Here is a 19,251-nt window from a genome sequence, read left to right on the forward strand (position 1 = left end):
CCATTCTGGCCCGGGGTTATCGTCGCAGCGTGGAGAAAGTCATCCTGACGTTGCGTGGCGCGCCCGGCGACGAGGCGTGGTGCACCCGATTGCGCACCGACGTCGCCCAGCAGCTGGCCGACACCGGCGTCGCCGGCCTCACGGTGAACGTCCGCGACGCAGCCGTCACCGACTCGCTGATGACGCTGACCACCCTCGACCCGCCGGTCGTCGGTGTCGTCAACATCTGGACCGACCAGTATTACGGCAGCCAGATCGCAGCTGCCACAGAGATCCTGACGGCACACTGCGAGGAGCTCGCGGCCTATCTGGTCACCGAGTCCGTTCCGCTGAAACCGCCGCCGACCCCACCTGGAGAACGGACCCCGGGCCTGGCCAACGTCGCGCTGCTGCGCCGCCCGGCCGCGATGGACGAGGCGACGTGGCTGAGCCGCTGGCACCGCGACCACACGCAGGTGGCGATCGACACGCAGGCCACGTTCGGCTACACCCAGAACACGGTCGTGCGCGCACTCACCGCAGGATCAGAACCGATCTCCGCGATCGTCGAGGAGCTCTTCCCGCTGGCGGCGACCACCGATCTGCACGCCTTCTTCGGTGCGGCCGACGACGACGACCTCTCCGACCGCATGACGCGAATGATGGCCAGCACCTCGGCCTTCGGCGCCAACGAGAACGTCGACACCGTGCCGAGCAGTCGCTACGTGGTGCGTGACCCGTTCGCTACGCTGCTGCGGTGACTCTTCGGATCAGTGATGACAACAAAGTCCGCACGCTCACGCTGGACCGGCCCGAGGCGCTGAACGCGTTCACCGAAGAGCTCTACCTCGCCACGGCGACGGCGCTGGACGAGGCATCCGCGGACCCCGACGTCGCCGTCGTGCTTCTGACCGGCGAGGGCCGCGCGTTCAGCGCAGGCAACGATCTCAAGGAAATGCAGGCGCGCATCGCCGACGGTTCCTACAGCGGTGGCAGCAACTTCCCCCGGATGATCACCGCGCTCGCCGACCTGACCAAACCGTTGATCTGCGCGGTCAACGGCGTCGGGGTGGGCATCGGCACCACGATCCTGGGCTACGCCGACCTCGTGTTCATGTCGGCCACGGCGCGTCTGAAATGCCCGTTCACCAGCCTCGGCGTCGCACCGGAGGCGGCGTCGTCGTATCTCTTGCCGCAGCTGATGGGCAGACAGAACGCGGCGTGGATGCTGCTGTCCTCGGAGTGGGTGGACGCCGAGGAGGCGCACCGGATGGGCATCGCGTGGAAGGTGTGCGCGCCCGAGGAGCTACTCGCCGACGCCCGGCGACACGCCGATGTGCTTGCAGCGCGGCCTGTTTCGAGCCTGACGGCGGTCAAGCGCACGATCGCGCAGAGTTACCGGGCCGGGATCGCCGACGCGACCGCGCGGGAGAACGCCGAGTTCGCCGACCTGCTCGGCGGGGCCGCCAATGCGGCCGCGTTGGATCAGTTCAGCCAGCGACGCTGACTGCCTGCACGGCAGCTGACTGGGCGAAATGCGCTTCGATGATCGCCCGGAGATTACGACGGCATCGGCCGCAGTCACCGCCGGCACCGCAGGCCTCGGCCACGTCGCGCGACGTGCGGGCGCCGTTGGCCACGAGCTCACCGACGACGTGGCTGGTGGTACCGGTGCACAGGCAGACGAACATCCGTTACGCCCATCCTCACTGTCGTGGCCATGTGGTCAGTGCAGCCTTACCTTCAGTAGCGAAGTCTAGCCTTACTTCACGAGATCGGTCCAGGCCCATCTCGCCGCGGCGGCCGGAGTTGCGGCAGTCGAGCTCGGCGGTGCACTAGATTGAACGTGCCTGCACGACAGTCCGTGCGCGACATTGACCCGGTTGAGGAGCTAGCCATGCAAGGGGATCCCGAGGTTCTGAAGTTGCTCAACGAGCAGCTGACGAGCGAACTGACGGCGATCAATCAGTACTTCCTGCACTCGAAGATGCAGGACAACTGGGGCTTCACCGAGCTGGCCGAGCACACCCGCAAGGAATCCTTCGAAGAGATGGTCCATGCGGAGAAGATCACCGACCGCATCCTGCTCCTCGACGGTCTGCCGAACTATCAGCGACTCTTCTCGCTGCGGGTGGGTCAGACCGTGCGGGAGCAGTTCGAGGCCGACCTCGCGATCGAGTACGAGGTGGTCGCACGGTTGCGACCCGGCGTGATGATGTGCCGCGAGAAGGGTGACGCGACGTCGGCCACCCTGCTCGAAGAGATCCTGGCCGACGAGGAACTGCACATCGACTACCTCGAGACGCAGTTGGAGCTGATGGGCAAGCTGGGCGAGGAGCTCTACCTGGCGCAGTGCGTGTCTCGTCCGCCCGGCGTCGGCACGAACTAGAACGCGTTACACTTTCGGCCATGAGCCGAATCGGGGACTTTGCCGACGACGATGTGACCGGCTTCGCGGTCACGTCGCCCGAGCTCGGAGCGGCGATGGCCCGCTTCAGCAACGCGGTGTACACCAAGAATCGGCTCCCGATGCGTACCCGCGAAGCCGCGCGCATCGTGATCGCCTACGCCAACGAGTGCGTCACGTGCCAGAACACGCGCGACAGCGAGGGTGAGGCCAACGGCATCACCGAGGAGTTCTACGACTACGCCACGCAGTGGCGGACGTGGCCGGGGTACAGCGACTCCGAACGCATCGCGATGGAATTCGCGCACCGGTTCGCCACCGACCACACCGGACTGCGCGACGACGAGGACTTCTGGGCCAGGGCCAAGGAGCACTTCGACGACGAGCTGCTCACCGATCTGGCGATCTCGTGTGCGATGTGGGTCGGCATGGGTCGCATGCTGCGCACGCTCGACATCGGACAGGCCTGCGCGATCACACTGTGAACGCGGCGGCCCGGCGGCACAATGACCGCATGGCCGCCAAACCGCTCGCCGCCGCTGCGATCGCCCAGCTCGAATCCGACGGCGTCGCCACGCTGATCGGCACCGTCGTCAACCCGGCAGGTTTGATGCACGCCAAGACCGTGCCGCTGCGCCGGATGGGGTCGTTCGCCGATCCCGGGCTCGGCGCCAGCCCGGTGTGGCATGTGTTCACCATCGACAAGGTCGGCATCGCGTTCAGCCCGGCCACCGGCGTGGTGGGGGATCAGCGGATCCGGATCGATCTCGGCGCGCTTCGCATCCTCGGCGACGGATTCGCCTGGGCGCCCGGCGATTTCCACAGCCAAGACGGCACCGTTGATCCCTTCTGCACACGCGGCACACTGCGTCGCATCGAGGACCGTCTCGCCGGGGCCGGGCTCGATGCGCTGGTCGGTCACGAGATCGAGTTCCTGCTCGTCGGACCCGACGGTGCCGCGCTGCCTGCCGATCTGTGGGCCCAGTACGGGCTGGCCGGAGTGCTCGAATTCGAGGGCTTCGTGCGTGACGTCACGGCAGCCGCGACGGCGTCCGGAGTGGCCATCGAACAATTCCATCCCGAGTACGGCGCGAACCAGTTCGAGATCTCGTTGGCTCCGCTGCCGCCGGTCGCCGCGGCCGACGCGGTCAGTCTGATGCGCATCATCATCGGTCGAGCAGCGCGCAGATACGGTGTGCGCGTCAGCCTGTCACCGGTGCCGTTCGCCGGAAGCGTGGGATCCGGCGCCCATCAACACTTTTCACTGACCCGCGACAGCGCCCCACTCTTGTCCGGCGGAGACGGCCCCGGCGGCATGACCGATGAGGGGGCGTCGGCAGTGGCAGGCGTGCTCGCGGGCCTCGCCGAGGCGCAGGGGGTGCTGAGCGGGTCGATCCTGTCGGGGTTGCGGATGCAGCCGGGGAGCTGGGCCGGCGCGTACGCGTGCTGGGGCACCGAAAACCGCGAAGCTGCAGTGCGTTTCATGACCGCAGGGCCGGCCAACGTCTACGGCGCCAACGTCGAGGTCAAGATCGTCGACCCATCGGCGAATCCCTACCTGGCCTCGGCGGCGATTCTGGGCCTTGCGCTCGACGGCATCGAACAGGGCCGGCAATTGCCTGCGGAGGTGACGGTGGATCCGTCGTCGCTGTCCGAGGCGCACCGCGCGGAAGCAGGCATCACGGTGCTGTCGACCGATCAGCGTGCCGTGCTCGACGCCCTGGACCGCTCGACGACGCTGCGTACCGTCCTCGGCGATCCGGTGGTCGACGCGGTGCTTGCGGTGCGGCGCTACGAGAACGAGACGTACGGGCACCTGAGCCCTGAAGAGCTTGCCGAGAAGTTCCGTCTGGCCTGGAGCGTGTGAGTCTTGACAATATACAACCAATTGGTTGTATGTTGTCCGGGTGGACGTGCTTGACGAAGACCGTGCTGATGCGTTGTTCCATGCATTGGCCGACCGCACTCGGCGCGACATCGTGCGTCGCGTCCTGGCGGGGGAGCACTCGGTGTCCACGCTCGCGGCCCACTACGACATGAGCTTTGCCGCCGTGCAGAAACACGTCGCGGTGCTCGATCGGGCCGGGTTGATCACCAAGCGTCGGCACGGTCGCGAACAACTGGCCAGCGGCGAGGTCACCGCGATCCGGTCGGTGTCCTCACTGCTGGCCGAGTTGGAACAGGTGTGGCGCGGCCGCGTCGCCCGCATAGACGACCTCCTCGCGTCCGAGAACACAGCATCCGACAACGCGGTATCCGAGAACACCCGAGAGGAATGACCATGCCCGTCACCGATGTCCACCACGATTCAGAAGCCCGCAGCCTGACGATCGTCGCCGATTTCGCCGCGCCCGTCGAACGCATCTGGCAGATCTACGCCGATCCGCGTCAGCTCGAGAAGATCTGGGGGCCACCGGAATACCCGGCGACCGTGGTCGATCACGATCTGCGACCGGGCGGGCGGGTGACCTATTACATGACCGGCCCGACCGGGGACAAGCACGCCGGCTACTGGGACGTCACGACGGTCGACGAACCCCACGGATTCAGTTTCGACGACGGCTTCGCCGATCTGCAGTTCACCCCGAACCCGGATCTGCCGGTGTCGAAGAACGTGTTCACGTTCACCGGCCATGACGGCGGCACTCGCGCGACCTATGTCAGCACCTACGCCTCGGCTGAGGCGCTGCAGCAGGTGCTCGACATGGGCGTCACCGAGGGCGCAACGTCGGCGATCAACCAGATCGACGCCCTGATCGGCGGTTAGCGCACACCCCGCAGGAGCCGACCCGGCCGCGCGCCGGTGTCGGCGCCGTGGCGGCGGGTCACCACACCGCTGACCACAGTGGCGTCGTAGCCCGAGGCGCCCTGGATGAGCCGGCGGCCGCCCGCGGGCAGGTCGTGGACCATGCGTGGCACGTCGAGGCGCAGCGCGTCCATGTCGATGACGTTGAGGTCGGCCTTGCGTCCCCGGGCGATCACGCCGCGGTCGGAGAGCCCGAAAAGCGTTGCCGTATCGAGGGTCTGCTTACGCACGACGTACTCGAGCGAGAACTTAGGCCCCCGGTGGCGGTCACGCGCCCAGTGCGTGAGCAGAAACGTGGGGTAAGACGCGTCGCAGATCAGTCCGCAGTGCGCCCCGCCGTCGGACAGGCCCGACACCGCGGCAGGATGGGTCATCATCTCGTAGATCGCGTCGTGATTGCCCTCGGCGTAGTTGAAGAAGGGCAGCATCAGCATCGCGGCGCCGCCGGATTCCAGCATCAGGTCGTACATGGTCGCGAGCGGGTCTTCACCGCGGCGCGCGGCGATCGCGGCGACGGTCATGTCCGGGGTCGGTTCGTAGTCCGGCGGGTCACCGATCGGGAAGATCTTGTCGACGCTGTACTGGATCAGCGCGTACAGCCCGTCGAACATCGGTACCGGCTGCGGCGGCAGGTCGGTCTCGGACAGGATGGCCGCCCGCACCGCGGGATCGGCGAGGCGGGCCATCAGCTCGTCGTGCCCGAGTTCGGCCTTGAGCCTGCGATAGGTCGGGCGGTGGGTGAATGCGTGATATCCGGTGAAGCCGAACAGCATTCCGAACGGACGGGCGGCGAACTGCGCGACCAGCTGGATGCCTCGGTCCAGCGCAGCTCCGGCCCGGTCGAGTTGGTGGCGCCACAGATCGGGTGCGCCACCGGTCTGGATCATCGTGAAAGACACCGGGCGTTCGATCTCGGCGGACAGCTTGGTCATCCAGTCGAGTTCGCGCATCGTCGCCTCGGCGGGACTTTCGCCGGCAGTGCCCTGCGGCGACACTTCGAACACGGCGGGACCGCCTGCGGCCATCGCGCGACCGAGCCCGAACAGTTCCGCTTCTGCGGCATAGGTGCCCGGCACCGGCTCGCCGTCGATGGCGCGGTGCGCCTCCGTCCGCGACGTGGAGAACCCCAGCGCGCCGGCCTCGATCGCCTCGGTGACGATGCGCGCCATCGCGGCGATGTCGTCCGCGGTGGCCTCCTCGTTGCGTGCGCCGCGTTCGCCCATCGCGTACCCGCGCACCGCCCCGTGCGCCACCTGGGTTCCGTAATCGACTGCCAGACGGCGCTTCTCGATGGCATCGAGGTATTGCGGGAAGCTCTCCCACTGCCAGGTGATGCCTTCGGCCAGCGCGCTGCCGGGGATGTCCTCCACACCCTCCATGAGCTCGATCAACCACTGTTCGCGACCCGGGCGCACGGGAGCGAATCCCACGCCGCAGTTGCCGCTGACCACGGTCGTCACCCCGTGCAGGCTCGACGGGGCCAACGTGTCGTCCCAGCTGACCTGGCCGTCGTAGTGGGTGTGCACGTCGACGAACCCGGGCGTGACGAACCGGTCCGTCGCGTCGAGGTGCTCGGCGGCCTCAGTCGTCAGCCCCTCGTCGTCGCCGCTGCGCCGGCGCACCTCGACGATCCGGCCGTCCTTGACCCCGATGTCGGCGCGGAACCGCTGCGCTCCGGTGCCGTCGACGACGGTGCCGCCGGTGATCTTGAGGTCCAGCATGTCCGATCTCCTCTACACGAGTCCGGTCGCGTCGAACACCCAGGACATGTCGGCGGTCGCGAAGTCCTCCAGCCAGCTGGGCGGGGCGTGGTTGGCCAGCGCCCCCATGTCCCAGTAGTCCTTCCACAGCGAGATCTTGCCGTCGATCACCCGGTGCACCGTCACGAACTGCAGCACCGCTGATTCGCCTGTGGCCCAGTGCCATTCCTCGTGGTGTTCGTACATCAGGTCGGTTCCGTTGCTGACCATCAGGCCGGGGAAGTTCTCATAGGACGCCAGCGGTTCCAGACCGATCTTGAGCCGTTTGACGATGTCGTCGGGACCGCGCGCCGCCGCCGCGGGACCGACCGGCATGTCGAGATAGATGCAGTCGCGCGCCAGGAAGGTCTTCAGCGCCTCCCAGTCGCGGGCCGACAGCGCCGCCCACATGCCCGCGACGGTGTGCTCAGCCGACACGGGTCAACACGTCGGACGAGGATGCCAGGGCCCGGACGCGGTGCGCGGCGCGCAGGAACCGGCCGGTGCGCTGCGCACCGACGAGGTCGGTGAGCGCACCGTCGCGGAACACCGCGCGTCCGCCGACGAGTACCGCGACCACGGTGTCGTCGTTGCGGTTGACCATGCGGGGGAGGCCGCCGTACTGCTCGACCGGCGATTCGGCGTAACGGTCCAGCGACTCATCGAGACGCTCGGGATCGATGACCACGACGTCGGCACGGTCGCCGATCCGCAGGTGCCCGGCGTCGATGCGGTACCAGTCGGCCAGCTCACCGGTGAGGCGATGCACCGCGGCCTCGATGCTCATGAAGGGCTTGCCTACTTGCTGCGCGTCGCGGACGTGCCGTAACAGTCGAAGCCCCATGTTGTAGAACGCCATGTTGCGCAGATGCGCGCCGGCATCGGAGAAACCCATCTGCACACCGGGATCGCGCGCCAACGCCTTGAGCACTTCCGGCCGGTGATTCGAGATCGTCGTACGCCACCGCAGCGCCGCGCCGTGGTCGAGCACCAGGTCCAGGAAGGCGTCCACCGGGTGCAGCCCGCCCCGATCCTGGCCCACCTGACCGAAGGACTTGCCGATCACCGAGGCGTCGGGGCAGTCGACGATCTCGGCGTCGAAGAAGTCCCGATGCCACACCCGCATGCCGAACTTCGCGTCGTAGTCGCGGCGGAACCGGCGCCGATAGTTCTCGTCACGCAGCATCGCGTTGCGCTCCACCTCGTCGCGCAGGTGCAGGGCCGCCGCGCCGGCGCCGAACTCCTCGAAGATCACCAGATCGATGCCGTCGGCGTACACCTCGAACGGGACCGGCAGGTGCTGCCAGCGGAAATCGCCGCCCAGCCCGTTGACCAGTCGGGCTAGCGGACCGAGGATCTTGACCGCCACCGGGTTGGACTTCACATCGGCGGCCGAGAGCAGGCTGGTCTTGAGCGGATTGCGGATGATGCCCAGGGACTGGAACGCCTGCGAGCCGATGTCGAACGGGTTCTCGATGTCGGGTCCCGACTGCAGGACCCGACCCGCGCGCCGCAGCAGCGCCTTGAGCCGGCGCAGTTCACGCGGCTTCGCGTACGTCGAGGGCAGGGTCCGCGAGCGACAGACCTCGCCGTCGAGCTTGTCGAAAAGCAGCTGCTGCGAGGACATTCCGACGAACCCTGCACGCAGCGCCTCGGTGAGCATGCGTTCCATCTGCGCCTGTTCGGCCTTGGTGGGGCGCTCCTCGGAGCGGGTCGCGCGGTCCAGCCCCATCACCGCGGCGCGCATGTCCGAGTGGCCGATGAACGCCGCGACATTGGGCCCCAGCGGGCGATCCTCCAGCGCGGCGATGTACTCCTCGCCGTTGCGCCAGGTCTTGTGCTGTTCGATCGCCGCGACCACGTGTTGGCGGGGGATCGCCTCGACCCGTCCGAAGATGTCTCCGGCGTCGCCGCCGTCGACGTAGACGGTCGACAGCGAGCACGAGCCGAGCAACACGGTGGTGACTCCGTGGCGCAGGGACTCCGACAGCGAGGGTCCGCCGAGCACCTCCACGTCGTAGTGGGTGTGGATGTCGAGCATGCCGGGCAGCACCCATTTCCCGGATGCATCGATCACGTGCTCACAGTCGGCCTCGGCGAGGTCGTCCTCCGTGATCGCCGCGACGTGGCCGTCCTTGATCGCGATCGTGCGCACGGCAGACGGGGCGCCGGTGCCGTCGAACCAGCGGCCGTTGCGGATGATCGTGTCGTAGCTCACAGTGCTGCTCACGTCCTCATCGAACAGGGCGTCACGACAGGTGTCAACGACATTGTGAACACTTTCTTGGAAATGTCTACGCCGACCGCGGGCGCATAATCGAGAAGGTGACGCCGCTACAGCGCTACATCGCCGAAGAGATCGCCACCGACCACGTCGAAGGTCTGCTGTCCCGCCGGGAGGCATTGCGCCGGCTCGCCCTCCTCGGGGTGAGCGCGGCCGGCGCCTCGGCACTGATCGCCGCCTGCGCCGACACCGCGAGCCGGGCCCCGAGCAGCTCGTCCACCCCGGCTCCGTCGGCGCAGCCATCACCCCCTGGTCAGGCCGGCGCACTGCCCACCACGCCGGTGACCTGGGCCGGCCCCGCCGGGGAACTCCAGGGCGCATGGGCGCAGGCCGACAACCCGCGCGGCGGCATCCTCGTCATCCACGAGAACAAAGGCCTCACCGACTGGGTGCGGTCGGTCGCCGGCCGGCTTGCCGGCGCCGGCTACTCGAGCCTCGCCGTGGACCTTCTGTCCGGCCGCGGCGGCACCGCCACGTTCACCGACCCCGCGGCCGCCACGGCCGCACTCGGCGAACGTCCCCCCGCCGACATGGTGGCCGACCTGCAGTCCGGCATCGCCGAGGTGGCCCGCAGGACCCCCGGGCGCAAACTCGCCGCGATCGGGTTCTGCATGGGCGGCGGGCTGGTGTGGCGGCTGCTCGACACCGGAGTCCCGCAACTCGCGGCGGCGTTCCCCTTCTACGGGCCCACCCCAGACGACCCCGACTTCTCGAGGTCGGCCGGGGTCGCCGTCCTCGGCTTCTACGGCGCGCTCGACCAGCGGGTCAACGCCACCGAACCGGCCGCGCGCGCCGCCCTCGACAAGGCCGGCCTGGTCCACGAACTCGTCACCGAGCCGGGCGCCAACCACGCCTTCTTCAACGACACGGGAGAGCGTTTCGATCAGACCGCGGCCGATGACGCCTGGCGCCGCACGCTGGACTGGCTCGTCGTCCACGTCGGCTGAGGAGGCCACAGCCACCGGCTGTTCGGCGACCCGCCACCTCACCGTCGACTTCCGCACATCCGGGCAGGCTCTGATGCCACCATGCGGGTCGTCCAGGTGGCCAACTTCTACGGGCCCCGATCCGGAGGCCTGCGGACCGCGGTCGATCGCCTCGGCGCGGAATACCGCGCCGCCGGACACGACGTGTTCCTCGTCGTGCCCGGATCTCGCCGCGAATGGACCACCACCGCCACCGGTGTCGTACGAATTACGTTGCCCGCCGTCGAGATTCCGTTCACCGGCGGCTACCGCGCGGTGTCTCCCCGCCCCGTGACAGCGTTGCTCGAGGCGCTGCGCCCCGATGCGCTCGAGGTGTCCGACCGGTTGACGCTGCGCTCCCTGGGACCGTGGGGCCGCCGCCGCGGCGTGTCCACGGTGATGATCTCCCACGAGAGGCTCGACAGGCTGGCCGGCCAGATGTTGCCCGCGCGCTGGGCCGAAGCAGTGGCTGACACCGCCAACCGCCGAACGGCCGACAACTACGACGTCGTGGTGTGCACGACGGCGTTCGCGCGCGAGGAGTTCGACCGGGTCGGCGCGGCGAACGTGGTGACCGTGCCCCTGGGCGTGGATCTCGACCAGTTCCATCCGCGCCACCGCTCGGCGACGGTGCGGGCGCAATGGGCCGGTCCCGGACAGACGCTGCTCGTGCACTGCGGTCGGCTCTCGATCGAGAAGCATCCCCACCGGAGCATCGATGCCGTTGCCACCCTGTGCGATTCGGGTGTCGACGCACGCCTCGTGGTGGTCGGAGAAGGCCCGCTACGATCGCGTCTGCAGCGGCAGGCGCGCGGCCTCCCGGTCGACTTCACCGGATACGTCGGATGCCGCGAGACCGTCGCGGCGATCCTCGCCAGCGCGGACGTCGCCCTCGCCCCGGGCCCGCACGAGACCTTCGGCCTGGCCGCTCTGGAGGCGCTTGCGTGCGGTACGCCCGCGGTCGTCTCGCGCACCTCCGCGCTGGCGGAGCTCCTGACGCAGGACAGCGGCGCCGTCGCCGACAACGATCCGCGTGCCATCGCGCACGCCGTCACCACGGTGATCAGCCGACCGGAAGGCCACCGCAGGCACAGTGCCCGTCGCCGCGCCGAACAGTTCACCTGGCCACGCTCAGCGGCCGGGATGCTCAGCGCGCTGCGCGTGCAATAGCCCGTTCGCCGCGGCCGCGAAGGCCTACGATCCCAACCATGCTGCGCACGCTCGCCGTGATCCCGGCCCTCGCGTTGACCCTCGGGCTGTCGGCGCTCGCGCACGCCCAACCCCAGGACGGCACGTGTGACTACGAGCTCTCCCCGCCGACGCTGGTCACGGTATCGGGCACGACGATGGTGACGGCCACCGTGTCTCCGCGGGCGTGTGCCGGTGCAGTCACCTTCCAGACGGTCGCCTGTCTGCAGATGGCCGGCGAGTCGGGACCAGGCCAGTGCAGCCAGGGGCGCGGAATCCTGCCCGCGCAGGTGTTGTTCCAGCCCTACCGTCCCGGCACCGAGTACACCGCGACCGGCAAGGGCTGCGCGTCGGCGGGTAACCCTCCCGCGGCGTCGTGCCGGACGATCGGGCCCCTCACCGCCACGCTCTGACCGCCGCGGTTTAGCGCCGCGACCACCCGGGCATCCGAGCGCATATTGATGGGGTCGTCAACGAAGACGCGGCCCCGCACGAGCCGAGGAGCCGTCATGGACAGCAACAACACCGTCTGGATCGTGGTGGCTGCCGTCGCCGCGATCGTCGTGATCGCACTGATCGTGTTCGCCGCACGAAAGTCGCGCAACAAGCGCCGCGCGGCCGAGGCCGACCGCATCCGCGAAGAGGTCCACCACGACAGCCAGCGAGTCCAGCGCCAGGCGACGCTCGTCGAAGAGACCGAAGCCAAGGCCCGCGCCGCACAGGCCGAGGCCGACGCCAAGGCCGCCGAGGCCGCGCGGCTCGCCGAGACCGCGGCTGGCCGTCGCGACGCGTTGACCAGCTCTCAGCAGCACCTCGACGAGCGCCGCGAGCACGCCGACAAGCTCGACCCGCGCGTCCGCCGGTCGGACAGCGACCGCCCGGCCGACGACACCGCAGTGTCCGGGGGACGGCACAGCAGCCATGACGGCATCGACCACGCCGCCGACCGGGGTGTCGAGCGCGACACCCACCGCGTGGCACCCGACGCCCGACGGAACTGACTCCGCTACACGGTCCAGGCGACCGGCAGTCGCTTGATGCCGTGAATGAACGCCGACTGCAGGCGGTCGGGTTCACCCACAGCCCGCAAGTCAGGCACCGCGCGGTGGAGTTCCTCGAACGCGACTGTGATCTCCCGACGGGCCAGGTTGGCCCCGAGGCAGAAATGCGCGCCGCCGCCCCCGAACCCCACATGCGGGTTCGGGTGGCGACGGACGTCGAACGTCCACGGGTCGGCGAACTTCGACTCGTCGCGGTTCGCCGATCCGTACCAGAGGGTCACCTTGTCCCCGGCCGCGATGCGCACGCCCCCGAGGTCGACGTCACGGGTGGCGGTACGCCGCATGTAGGCCACCGGTGACGCCCACCGCACGATCTCCTCGACCGCGGTCGGGGCGATGGCCTCGTAATCGGCCCACCAGAGATCCCGCTGCTCCGGATAGCGGCTGAGCGCCAGCACGCCGTGGCTGATCGCGTTTCTGGTCGTCTCGTTGCCGGCCACCACGAGCAGGATGAAGAACGACGCCACCTCCGCGGAGGTGAGCCGTTCGCCGTCCAGTTCGGCGGCGACCAGGGCGGTGGTCAGATCGCCGGCGGGATGCTCGCGCCGGTCATCGGCGAGCGCGGTGGCATAGGCGCCGATCGCCATCGCGACCGAGACGAACTCCTCGAAGTCGGTGGCGATGTCGGGGTCGCCGAAGCCGAGGATCACGTTGGTCCAGTGGAAAACCCGCTGATGGTCCGACTCGGGAATGCCCATCATGTCGCAGATGATCTGCAGCGGCAGTGGGCCGGAGAACTCGGCCACCAGGTCAGCCCGTCCGTCGGGGTGTCCGGTCACCATGTCCGACACCAGCCGCGCAGCCCGCACCCTCACCGAATCTTCGATCAGCGCAAGCACTTTCGGCGTGAATGCGCTGCGCACGATGTTGCGCAGCCGGGTGTGCCGGGGATCGTCCATCGCGATCATCGAGCCGAAGTACTCGGCCAGCTCGGGGGACTGGTCACCGATCACGATGCCGCCGGCCGAGCTGAAGATCTCGGGATGTCTGCTGGCGTAGAACACGTCGTCGTAGCGGGTGAGCGCCCAGTGACCGGCCACCGTGGCCTCCCCGTCGGTTCCGTCCGACATGAAGGCGTCGAAGAAGCTGACGGGCGCGTCCCGCCGCAGGGTGGCGAACGCGCCGTCGCGGATATCGTCGTCGAGACCCCAGAAATCCCAGGACGCCAGGTCGGCGTCGGCGAGCGCAACGACGGGCGGGGGAGTCCCGTTCACCCGGGTCACGTCCGTGAGTTCGGTGTCGAGTTCCGGGCTGTTCATGCACTCCGAGCGTAGCCGGTCAGGGCCGCGCCTCATGGCCCTTTCTGCCGTGAGTGCGGCGGTCCTCTTTCATCCGCGCCTCGTGCAGATGGCGTTGCCCGCCGACCAGCTCGTCGCGAACGCCCTTCTCGTGGTCACGCACGACACTCCAGTACGAGTCGTCGAACTCTTCGACGACCTGGAAGGTCCACCGCCCCTGGATGACGTTGCGGCCCACGAGCTCGGTTTCGATACGGTCGGCGACGTCGTCGTGGCCCGCCTCCCGCAGCGCGTCACACGCCTCGCCGAGCAGCAGGTCGGCGTGGCCCATCAGCTGGTGGAACGAATAGAGGTGTCCCCGTGCGCGTTCCACCCACTCCAGCGCTTCTGTCACCTTGCCGACGGCCTCGACCGTGGCATCGCTTGCATCAGTCACGCCCGCGAAGTACCCGTCTCGCGGTCGTGAAATCGTCACGATGATGTCGAGAACCTGACGTGGCCGGCACGAGCACCGTCAGCGGTCGAAGTCGTCGTCGATCGGGACGTCGATCGTCTGCTCGATCAGATCGGCCTCGCTGGCCTGCCAGTCCCGCTCGCCGGCCACCCGGTCGGCGTCGAGCAGGGTTCCGTCTGCGGCCTCATCTGGATCGACCGGCGTGCGCTGCTCGGCGACGTCGGCCTCGGGAGCGTCATGGAACGGGTTGTCCTGGGGACTCGTCACAGCGGATTACCTCCGAGGGTCGATGGGCGGTTCGGCGGTCTCCCCACGATAGTTCTCCCGATTTCGCGGCATGCCTGCCCGCCCGGCGATTCACGATCATCGGGCGTGCTCGGGTACTCTGCGTAGCAACTTTCGCCCCGGACGAGACAGGCCCTCGAAGACGGTGGGGCCACCCTCGCAAGCACTCGAGATTCAAAGGTCAGTGATTTGCCAGACACCACCAACGGAACCCAGGACCTGACTCCGCATTTCGAGGACGTCCAGTCGCACTACGACCTGTCGGACGACTTCTACCGGCTGTTCCTGGACCCCACGCAGACCTACAGCTGCGCGTACTTCGAGCGCGACGACATGACCCTCGAAGAGGCACAGCTGGCCAAGATCGACCTGTCGCTGGGCAAGCTGGGCCTCGAGCCCGGCATGACGCTGCTCGACGTGGGCTGCGGCTGGGGCGCGACGATCAAGCGGGCCGTCGAGAAATACGACGTCAACGTGGTGGGACTCACGCTGAGCCGCAACCAGCAGGCCCACGTGCAGAAGGTGCTCGACGGCCTCGACAGCCCGCGCACCAAGCGCGTGCTGCTGCAGGGGTGGGAGCAGTTCCACGAGCCGGTGGACCGCATCGTCTCGATCGGCGCCTTCGAGCACTTCGGCCGTGACCGCTACGACGAGTTCTTCAGCCGGGCCTACGACGTGCTGCCCGCCGACGGCGTGATGATGCTGCACACCATCGTCAAGCCGGACGACGAGGAGTTCACCGCCAGGAACCTGCCGGTCACGATGACCAAGATCAGGTTCTTCAAGTTCATCATGGACGAAATCTTCCCCGGCGGTGATCTGCCGCAGCCGGTGAAGGTCAAGAGCCACGCGACCAAGGCCGGGTTCGGCGTCGGGCTCGTCCAGCCGCTGCGCCTGCACTACGCCCGCACGCTGGACCTGTGGGCCGCCGCGCTCGAGGCCAACAAGGACCAGGCCATCGCGATCCAGTCCGAAGAGGTCTACGAGCGCTACATGAAGTACCTGACTGGATGCGCCGATCTGTTCCGCGACGGCTACACCGACATCTGCCAGTTCACCCTCACGAAGGGCTGAGTCAGGGCTTGAGGTAGGACTTAGCCGGCTGGCCCGGTTCGCCGCCGGCCGCGTCGCGCCGCCGGGCCGCCATACCGGCCAGCGCTTCGAACACCACCCGGTGCGCGGCGTTGACCGTCAACTCGGCGTGGTCGTAGGCCGGTGCCACCTCAACGACGTCGACGCCGGCCACGTCGTGTTCGTAACAGAGCTGACGCACCATCCGCAGCAGGTCGGCGCTGGTGATGCCGCCCGGCTCCGGGGTGCCGGTACCGGGCGCGTGCGCCGGGTCGAGCACGTCGATGTCGACCGAGACGTAGAGCTTGTCGGCCTTGGCCAGCGCCTCACCGACCGCGTCGGCCATCACCGCCTTGAAACCGCGCTCCCAGATCTCCTGCATGGTGTGCCAGGTCATCTTCTGTTCCTGCATCCACTCGAAGGTGTCCTGCGGCGGCCAGTAGCCGCGCAGACCCACCTGCACGAAGTGCGAGCCGGGAACCGCGCCCGATTCGATCAGCCGTCGCATCGGGGTGCCGTGACTTGCCAGGTTGCCCTCGATCTCGTCGGCGGTGTCGGCATGCGCGTCGAAGTGCACGATGCCGACGTTGCCGTAGCCGTGCACGTCGGCGACTGCGGTGGCGGCCGGCCAGGTGATCGAGTGGTCACCGCCCAGGATCACCGGGACGATGCCGCGGCTGGCGATCGCTGCCACGCGCTCCTTGATGTTCTGGTGTGACACCTCGGTCTGCCCGTGCGGGCAGTAGGCGTCGCCGAAGTCGACGACCTCGAGCCAGTCGAAGATCTCCAGGCCCAGGTCCATGTGGTAGGTGCCCGGCTCGTAGGCGGTCGCGCGGATCGCGCGCGGGCCGAAGCGGGCGCCGGGCCGGTTCGTCGTCGCGATGTCGAACGGCGCGCCGACGATGGCGACGTCGGGCTTCCACGAGTCGAGCTGGCTGGTCTCGGTCAGAAACGGTCGGTGCCCGAAGGACGCCACACCCGCGTAGGCCAGCTCCAGCTGTTCGACCATGCCGGGTGGGAGATCGCGCTGATGTCCGTGCTCATGACCCATGGGGGGACCGTACCGGTCATCCGCCGCCGTGGCCGGTCAATGCGGCGCGCAGCTCATCCGGCACAGGCCGTTTGGCCCAGTCGTCGGTCGACACCACGACGTAGGTGTTGGCGCCGCGCACCGCGACCTGTTCGGCGTCCTCCGTGCCGTCGACCGCCCGTCGGTGCACGGTGAACTCGAGCGTGAAGCTCGTGGTGCCCACCCGGGCGCACGCCACTCCTACCCGGACGATGTCGCGCCAGCGCACCGGGGCGGCGAAATCGATCTCACTGTGCACCACCTGGAAGTCGTAGCCACTGTCGATGATGTCGGCATAGGTGAATCCGCAATGCTCGAGAAATCCGGTGAGGGCCTCGTCGAACCAGGTCAGGTAGTGGCCGTTGAACACGACTCCCTGCTGGTCGATCTCTGCGTAGCGGGGCACCACGGGCAGCGAGTATCCGGACATCACCGACGACTGTAGGGGTGCGGCAGACTCGAGCCATGCAGCTCGTGACGATCGACGACATCCGCGCCGCCGCCCAGCGCATCCGCAGCCACGTCCTGCGCACTCCGCTCGTGCCTGCGCCGTGGGGGGATCCCGAGCGCCCGCTCTGGGTGAAGCCGGAGAGCCTGCAGGCCATCGGCGCGTTCAAGGTGCGGGGCGCGTTCAACGCTCTGACCGCTGTCCGAGAGCGGTCGGGATCGATCACCGACGTGGTGGCCTACAGCAGCGGTAACCACGCCCAGGCCGTCGCCTACGCCGCAGCCACCTTCGGTCTGCGGGCGCACATCGTCATGCCGGAGGAGACACCGGAGGTGAAGGTGGCCGCCACCCGGGCGCACGGCGCGCGGGTGGTGCTGTGCGGCGCCGGCCAACGCGAGGCCGTCGCCGCCGACGTGGCCGCCGACACCGGCGGGGTGATGATCCCGCCATTCGACCACCCCGACATCATCGCTGGTCAGGGCACCATCGGCGCTGAGATAGCCGACGACCTCCCCGAGGTGGCCACAGTGCTGGTGCCGGTCAGCGGGGGCGGACTCGCCTCGGGCATCGGGGTTGCCATCAAAGCGCTCTGCCCACGAGCCGTGGTTCTCGGTGTGGAACCCGAGCTGGCCGCCGACGCCGCCGAGGGTCTGCGCACCGGCGAGCGCGTGGACTGGTCGGTGAGCCTGCGCAATCGCACCGTCGCCGACGGACTGCGTTCGCAGCCCTCTGAGCTGACGTTCGCCCACCTCCGTCAGGTCCTCGACGGGATGCTGACCGTGACAGAAGACGACATACTCTCTGCCGTCCGAGAATTCGCGCAGCGGGGCCATCTGGTCGCCGAACCCAGCGGCGCGGTGGCGCTGGCCGCCTACCGCCAGCACACGACGCCACCGGGTCCGACCGTCGTGATTCTCTCCGGTGGCAACATCGAGCCGCGGCTGCTGGCGCAGGCGCTCGCCTGACGGACATGCGTGACCAGCGGCGCTGCAGGTAAGGTCGCCGCGACGAAGGAGTGGTTCGTGGACGCAGTACTCGGGCTGTCGGTGACGTCAACCGCCGTCGGGCTGGTCCTGGTGGAGGGGCAGGTCGCGGATGGCGACGCGATGACGGGCACCGGTGTCGAGGTGGCGACGTCGCAGGATGCCGCCGAAGCGGTGCGCCAGACGGAGGCGCTCGCCGCGCAGCGCGGCCAGCGCGTGCAGTCGATCGGCGTGACGTGGAGTGACGACGCCCGAACCGAGGCGTCGCTCCTGCTCAAGGAGCTCACCGAATCCGGCCACAACATCGTGCCCGTGCAACTCTCCGAGGCCACCGATGCGCTGGCCCGCGGCATCGCCGAGGTGGTCGGCTATCACACCACCGCGGTCTGTGTGGTCGAGCCGGGGCAGCTGATCGCCCTCGTCGTCACCCCCGACGACGGCGCCGTGCAGACCGCCGTCAACACCTCCGTGATCACCGAGGAAGACCTGATCGGGTGGTTGAGTGCAGTCTTCGCCCGCGCGGACTGGGAACCCGAGGCGCTCGTACTCGTCGGCTCGGCCGAGGACCTCGACGGGATCGCCCCGGTGCTCGAGGAGGCGCTCGCAGTGCCGGTGTTCTCACCCGCGGAAGCCCAGCTGGCACTGGCCAGGGGAGCGGCGCTGGCGTGCACCCCGAGTGTCGACGAGTGGTGGCTCGACGACGACCTCGCATCGACCCGGGCTCCGGTCCCGGCGGAGCCGCGGCCCGCGACGGAGCGGTTGCGGCGGGCGGGACCGGCGCTGATGCTGGCCGGCGGCCTGGTCGCGTTCGTCGTGTCGGTCTCCGCGGCGCTGGGGATGCAGTTCGTCCCGGAGCGGCCCACGCCAACGGTGCGCCCGGCGGCCGAGGCGGGCCCGGCAGCCCCCGTCGCACCCGTCGCACCCGTCGCCCCGCCGCCACCTCCCGTCGCCCCGCCGCCGGTCGAGGAAGCCCCCGCCACCGAGGACCCGGCGCCCGAGCCCGCCCCGGTGGAGGAAGCGCCGGCACCCGAGCCGGCGCCGATCGAGAGCACCGACCCGCTGCCGGTCGACGCGGCCCCGCCGCCCGCGGTCGATGCGGTCCCGCCGATCGTGGCACCCCCGCCGGTGCCCGAACAGCAGCCAGGTCTGCTGCAGCGCATCCGCGACCGGCTCGCCGGCGTGCGTGGCGAGCAGCCACCGGTCGTCGAGCCGGCACCTCCGCCGCCACCGCCTCTACCCTGAGGATGTGACCCTCCGGATCGTCCTGCGCGTGG

The 19,251-nt window shown here is 68.8% G+C and carries 23 protein-coding genes; 14 read left to right on the top strand and 9 right to left on the bottom strand.

The features are described from left to right. Window positions 1-29: 29 nt before the first annotated feature. Both ACZ50N_RS13615 and ACZ50N_RS13620 read left to right on the top strand, forming a co-directional pair. Window positions 30-740: an EthD domain-containing protein gene (locus ACZ50N_RS13615; protein WP_464473059.1), complete on the top strand. Its 711-nt coding sequence runs from the start codon at window positions 30-32 to the stop codon at window positions 738-740. Beyond that, window positions 737-1,486 carry an enoyl-CoA hydratase/isomerase family protein gene (locus ACZ50N_RS13620; protein WP_048422377.1) on the top strand — a complete coding sequence of 250 codons (750 nt, stop codon included), beginning with the start codon at window positions 737-739 and terminating at the stop codon, window positions 1,484-1,486. The genes ACZ50N_RS13615 and ACZ50N_RS13620 overlap by 4 nt, the downstream gene beginning before the upstream one ends. On the opposite strand, the gene ACZ50N_RS13625 is transcribed toward ACZ50N_RS13620, so the two are convergent. Continuing rightward, window positions 1,470-1,670: a (2Fe-2S)-binding protein gene (locus ACZ50N_RS13625; RefSeq protein WP_046363302.1), complete on the bottom strand. Its 201-nt coding sequence runs from the start codon at window positions 1,668-1,670 to the stop codon at window positions 1,470-1,472. The two genes, ACZ50N_RS13620 and ACZ50N_RS13625, sit on opposite strands and share 17 nt — an antisense overlap. A 206-nt stretch (window positions 1,671-1,876) precedes the next feature. On the opposite strand from ACZ50N_RS13625, the gene bfr reads away from it, so the two are divergent. The 5 genes from bfr to ACZ50N_RS13650 are packed head-to-tail and all read left to right on the top strand — an operon-like array spanning window position 1,877 to window position 5,153. Further along, window positions 1,877-2,368 carry a bacterioferritin gene (gene bfr, locus ACZ50N_RS13630; protein WP_046363303.1) on the top strand — a complete coding sequence of 164 codons (492 nt, stop codon included), beginning with the start codon at window positions 1,877-1,879 and terminating at the stop codon, window positions 2,366-2,368. A gap of 20 nt (window positions 2,369-2,388) precedes the next feature. Further along, window positions 2,389-2,871, top strand: a complete 483-nt coding sequence (locus ACZ50N_RS13635; RefSeq protein ID WP_046363304.1) for a carboxymuconolactone decarboxylase family protein — start codon at window positions 2,389-2,391, stop codon at window positions 2,869-2,871. A 29-nt stretch (window positions 2,872-2,900) separates the two neighbouring features. Next, on the top strand, window positions 2,901-4,253 hold the full coding sequence (locus ACZ50N_RS13640) for a type I glutamate--ammonia ligase (protein ID WP_048422479.1): 1,353 nt from the start codon (window positions 2,901-2,903) through the stop codon (window positions 4,251-4,253). 40 nt (window positions 4,254-4,293) lie between these two features. Then, complete coding sequence (locus ACZ50N_RS13645) at window positions 4,294-4,665, top strand: ArsR/SmtB family transcription factor (protein WP_073684879.1); 372 nt, start codon at window positions 4,294-4,296, stop codon at window positions 4,663-4,665. Between the two features lie 2 nt (window positions 4,666-4,667). Next, window positions 4,668-5,153 carry an SRPBCC family protein gene (locus ACZ50N_RS13650; RefSeq protein ID WP_073684882.1) on the top strand — a complete coding sequence of 162 codons (486 nt, stop codon included), beginning with the start codon at window positions 4,668-4,670 and terminating at the stop codon, window positions 5,151-5,153. Here ACZ50N_RS13650 and ACZ50N_RS13655 read toward each other — a convergent pair. The 3 genes from ACZ50N_RS13655 to ACZ50N_RS13665 are packed head-to-tail and all read right to left on the bottom strand — an operon-like array spanning window position 5,150 to window position 9,149. Further along, a complete protein-coding gene (locus ACZ50N_RS13655; RefSeq protein WP_048422379.1) occupies window positions 5,150-6,913 on the bottom strand; it encodes an N-acyl-D-amino-acid deacylase family protein in 1,764 nt (587 codons plus the stop codon). The genes ACZ50N_RS13650 and ACZ50N_RS13655 overlap by 4 nt on opposite strands. A 12-nt stretch (window positions 6,914-6,925) precedes the next feature. Then, complete coding sequence (locus tag ACZ50N_RS13660) at window positions 6,926-7,342, bottom strand: nuclear transport factor 2 family protein (RefSeq protein ID WP_464475636.1); 417 nt, start codon at window positions 7,340-7,342, stop codon at window positions 6,926-6,928. A gap of 16 nt (window positions 7,343-7,358) precedes the next feature. Then, window positions 7,359-9,149, bottom strand: coding sequence for an N-acyl-D-amino-acid deacylase family protein (locus ACZ50N_RS13665; RefSeq protein ID WP_464475637.1), 1,791 nt, complete (start codon window positions 9,147-9,149; stop codon window positions 7,359-7,361). A gap of 107 nt (window positions 9,150-9,256) precedes the next feature. Between ACZ50N_RS13665 and ACZ50N_RS13670 the strand changes: the two genes are divergently transcribed. From ACZ50N_RS13670 to ACZ50N_RS13685, 4 genes are all read left to right on the top strand, one after another. Next, window positions 9,257-10,162 (top strand): dienelactone hydrolase family protein, encoded by a 906-nt coding sequence (locus ACZ50N_RS13670; protein WP_464473060.1) that lies wholly within the window; start codon window positions 9,257-9,259, stop codon window positions 10,160-10,162. Window positions 10,163-10,243: 81 nt separating this feature from the next. Further along, entirely contained in the window at window positions 10,244-11,350 is a 1,107-nt protein-coding gene (locus tag ACZ50N_RS13675) for a glycosyltransferase (RefSeq protein WP_046363311.1), read from the top strand. Window positions 11,351-11,388: 38 nt separating this feature from the next. Further along, a complete protein-coding gene (locus tag ACZ50N_RS13680) occupies window positions 11,389-11,781 on the top strand; it encodes a hypothetical protein (RefSeq protein ID WP_133414042.1) in 393 nt (130 codons plus the stop codon). 96 nt (window positions 11,782-11,877) lie between these two features. Next, window positions 11,878-12,369 (top strand): hypothetical protein, encoded by a 492-nt coding sequence (locus tag ACZ50N_RS13685; RefSeq protein ID WP_464473061.1) that lies wholly within the window; start codon window positions 11,878-11,880, stop codon window positions 12,367-12,369. A 5-nt stretch (window positions 12,370-12,374) separates the two neighbouring features. On the opposite strand, the gene ACZ50N_RS13690 is transcribed toward ACZ50N_RS13685, so the two are convergent. The 3 genes from ACZ50N_RS13690 to ACZ50N_RS13700 form a co-directional block, all read right to left on the bottom strand. Continuing rightward, a complete protein-coding gene (locus tag ACZ50N_RS13690) occupies window positions 12,375-13,688 on the bottom strand; it encodes a cytochrome P450 (RefSeq protein WP_464473062.1) in 1,314 nt (437 codons plus the stop codon). Window positions 13,689-13,707: 19 nt separating this feature from the next. Next, window positions 13,708-14,103 carry a hypothetical protein gene (locus ACZ50N_RS13695; protein WP_046363315.1) on the bottom strand — a complete coding sequence of 132 codons (396 nt, stop codon included), beginning with the start codon at window positions 14,101-14,103 and terminating at the stop codon, window positions 13,708-13,710. A 78-nt stretch (window positions 14,104-14,181) separates the two neighbouring features. Further along, window positions 14,182-14,388, bottom strand: a complete 207-nt coding sequence (locus ACZ50N_RS13700; protein WP_464473063.1) for an Rv3202a family protein — start codon at window positions 14,386-14,388, stop codon at window positions 14,182-14,184. Between the two features lie 207 nt (window positions 14,389-14,595). Between ACZ50N_RS13700 and ACZ50N_RS13705 the strand changes: the two genes are divergently transcribed. Further along, on the top strand, window positions 14,596-15,480 hold the full coding sequence (locus ACZ50N_RS13705) for a cyclopropane mycolic acid synthase family methyltransferase (RefSeq protein ID WP_046363317.1): 885 nt from the start codon (window positions 14,596-14,598) through the stop codon (window positions 15,478-15,480). A gap of 1 nt (window position 15,481) precedes the next feature. Here the strand turns inward: ACZ50N_RS13705 and speB are convergent, their stop codons facing one another. Together speB and ACZ50N_RS13715 are read right to left on the bottom strand one after the other, a co-directional pair. Further along, on the bottom strand, window positions 15,482-16,486 hold the full coding sequence (gene speB / locus ACZ50N_RS13710) for an agmatinase (RefSeq protein WP_048422480.1): 1,005 nt from the start codon (window positions 16,484-16,486) through the stop codon (window positions 15,482-15,484). Window positions 16,487-16,544: 58 nt separating this feature from the next. Continuing rightward, window positions 16,545-16,976 carry an acyl-CoA thioesterase gene (locus tag ACZ50N_RS13715; RefSeq protein WP_464473064.1) on the bottom strand — a complete coding sequence of 144 codons (432 nt, stop codon included), beginning with the start codon at window positions 16,974-16,976 and terminating at the stop codon, window positions 16,545-16,547. Window positions 16,977-17,011: 35 nt separating this feature from the next. Between ACZ50N_RS13715 and ACZ50N_RS13720 the strand changes: the two genes are divergently transcribed. Next, a complete protein-coding gene (locus ACZ50N_RS13720; RefSeq protein ID WP_048422389.1) occupies window positions 17,012-17,959 on the top strand; it encodes a threonine ammonia-lyase in 948 nt (315 codons plus the stop codon). 57 nt (window positions 17,960-18,016) lie between these two features. Beyond that, complete coding sequence (locus ACZ50N_RS13725; protein ID WP_464473065.1) at window positions 18,017-19,219, top strand: DUF7159 family protein; 1,203 nt, start codon at window positions 18,017-18,019, stop codon at window positions 19,217-19,219. Window positions 19,220-19,251 lie beyond the last annotated feature (32 nt).

The sequence above is a fragment of the Mycolicibacterium obuense genome (assembly GCF_055397605.1).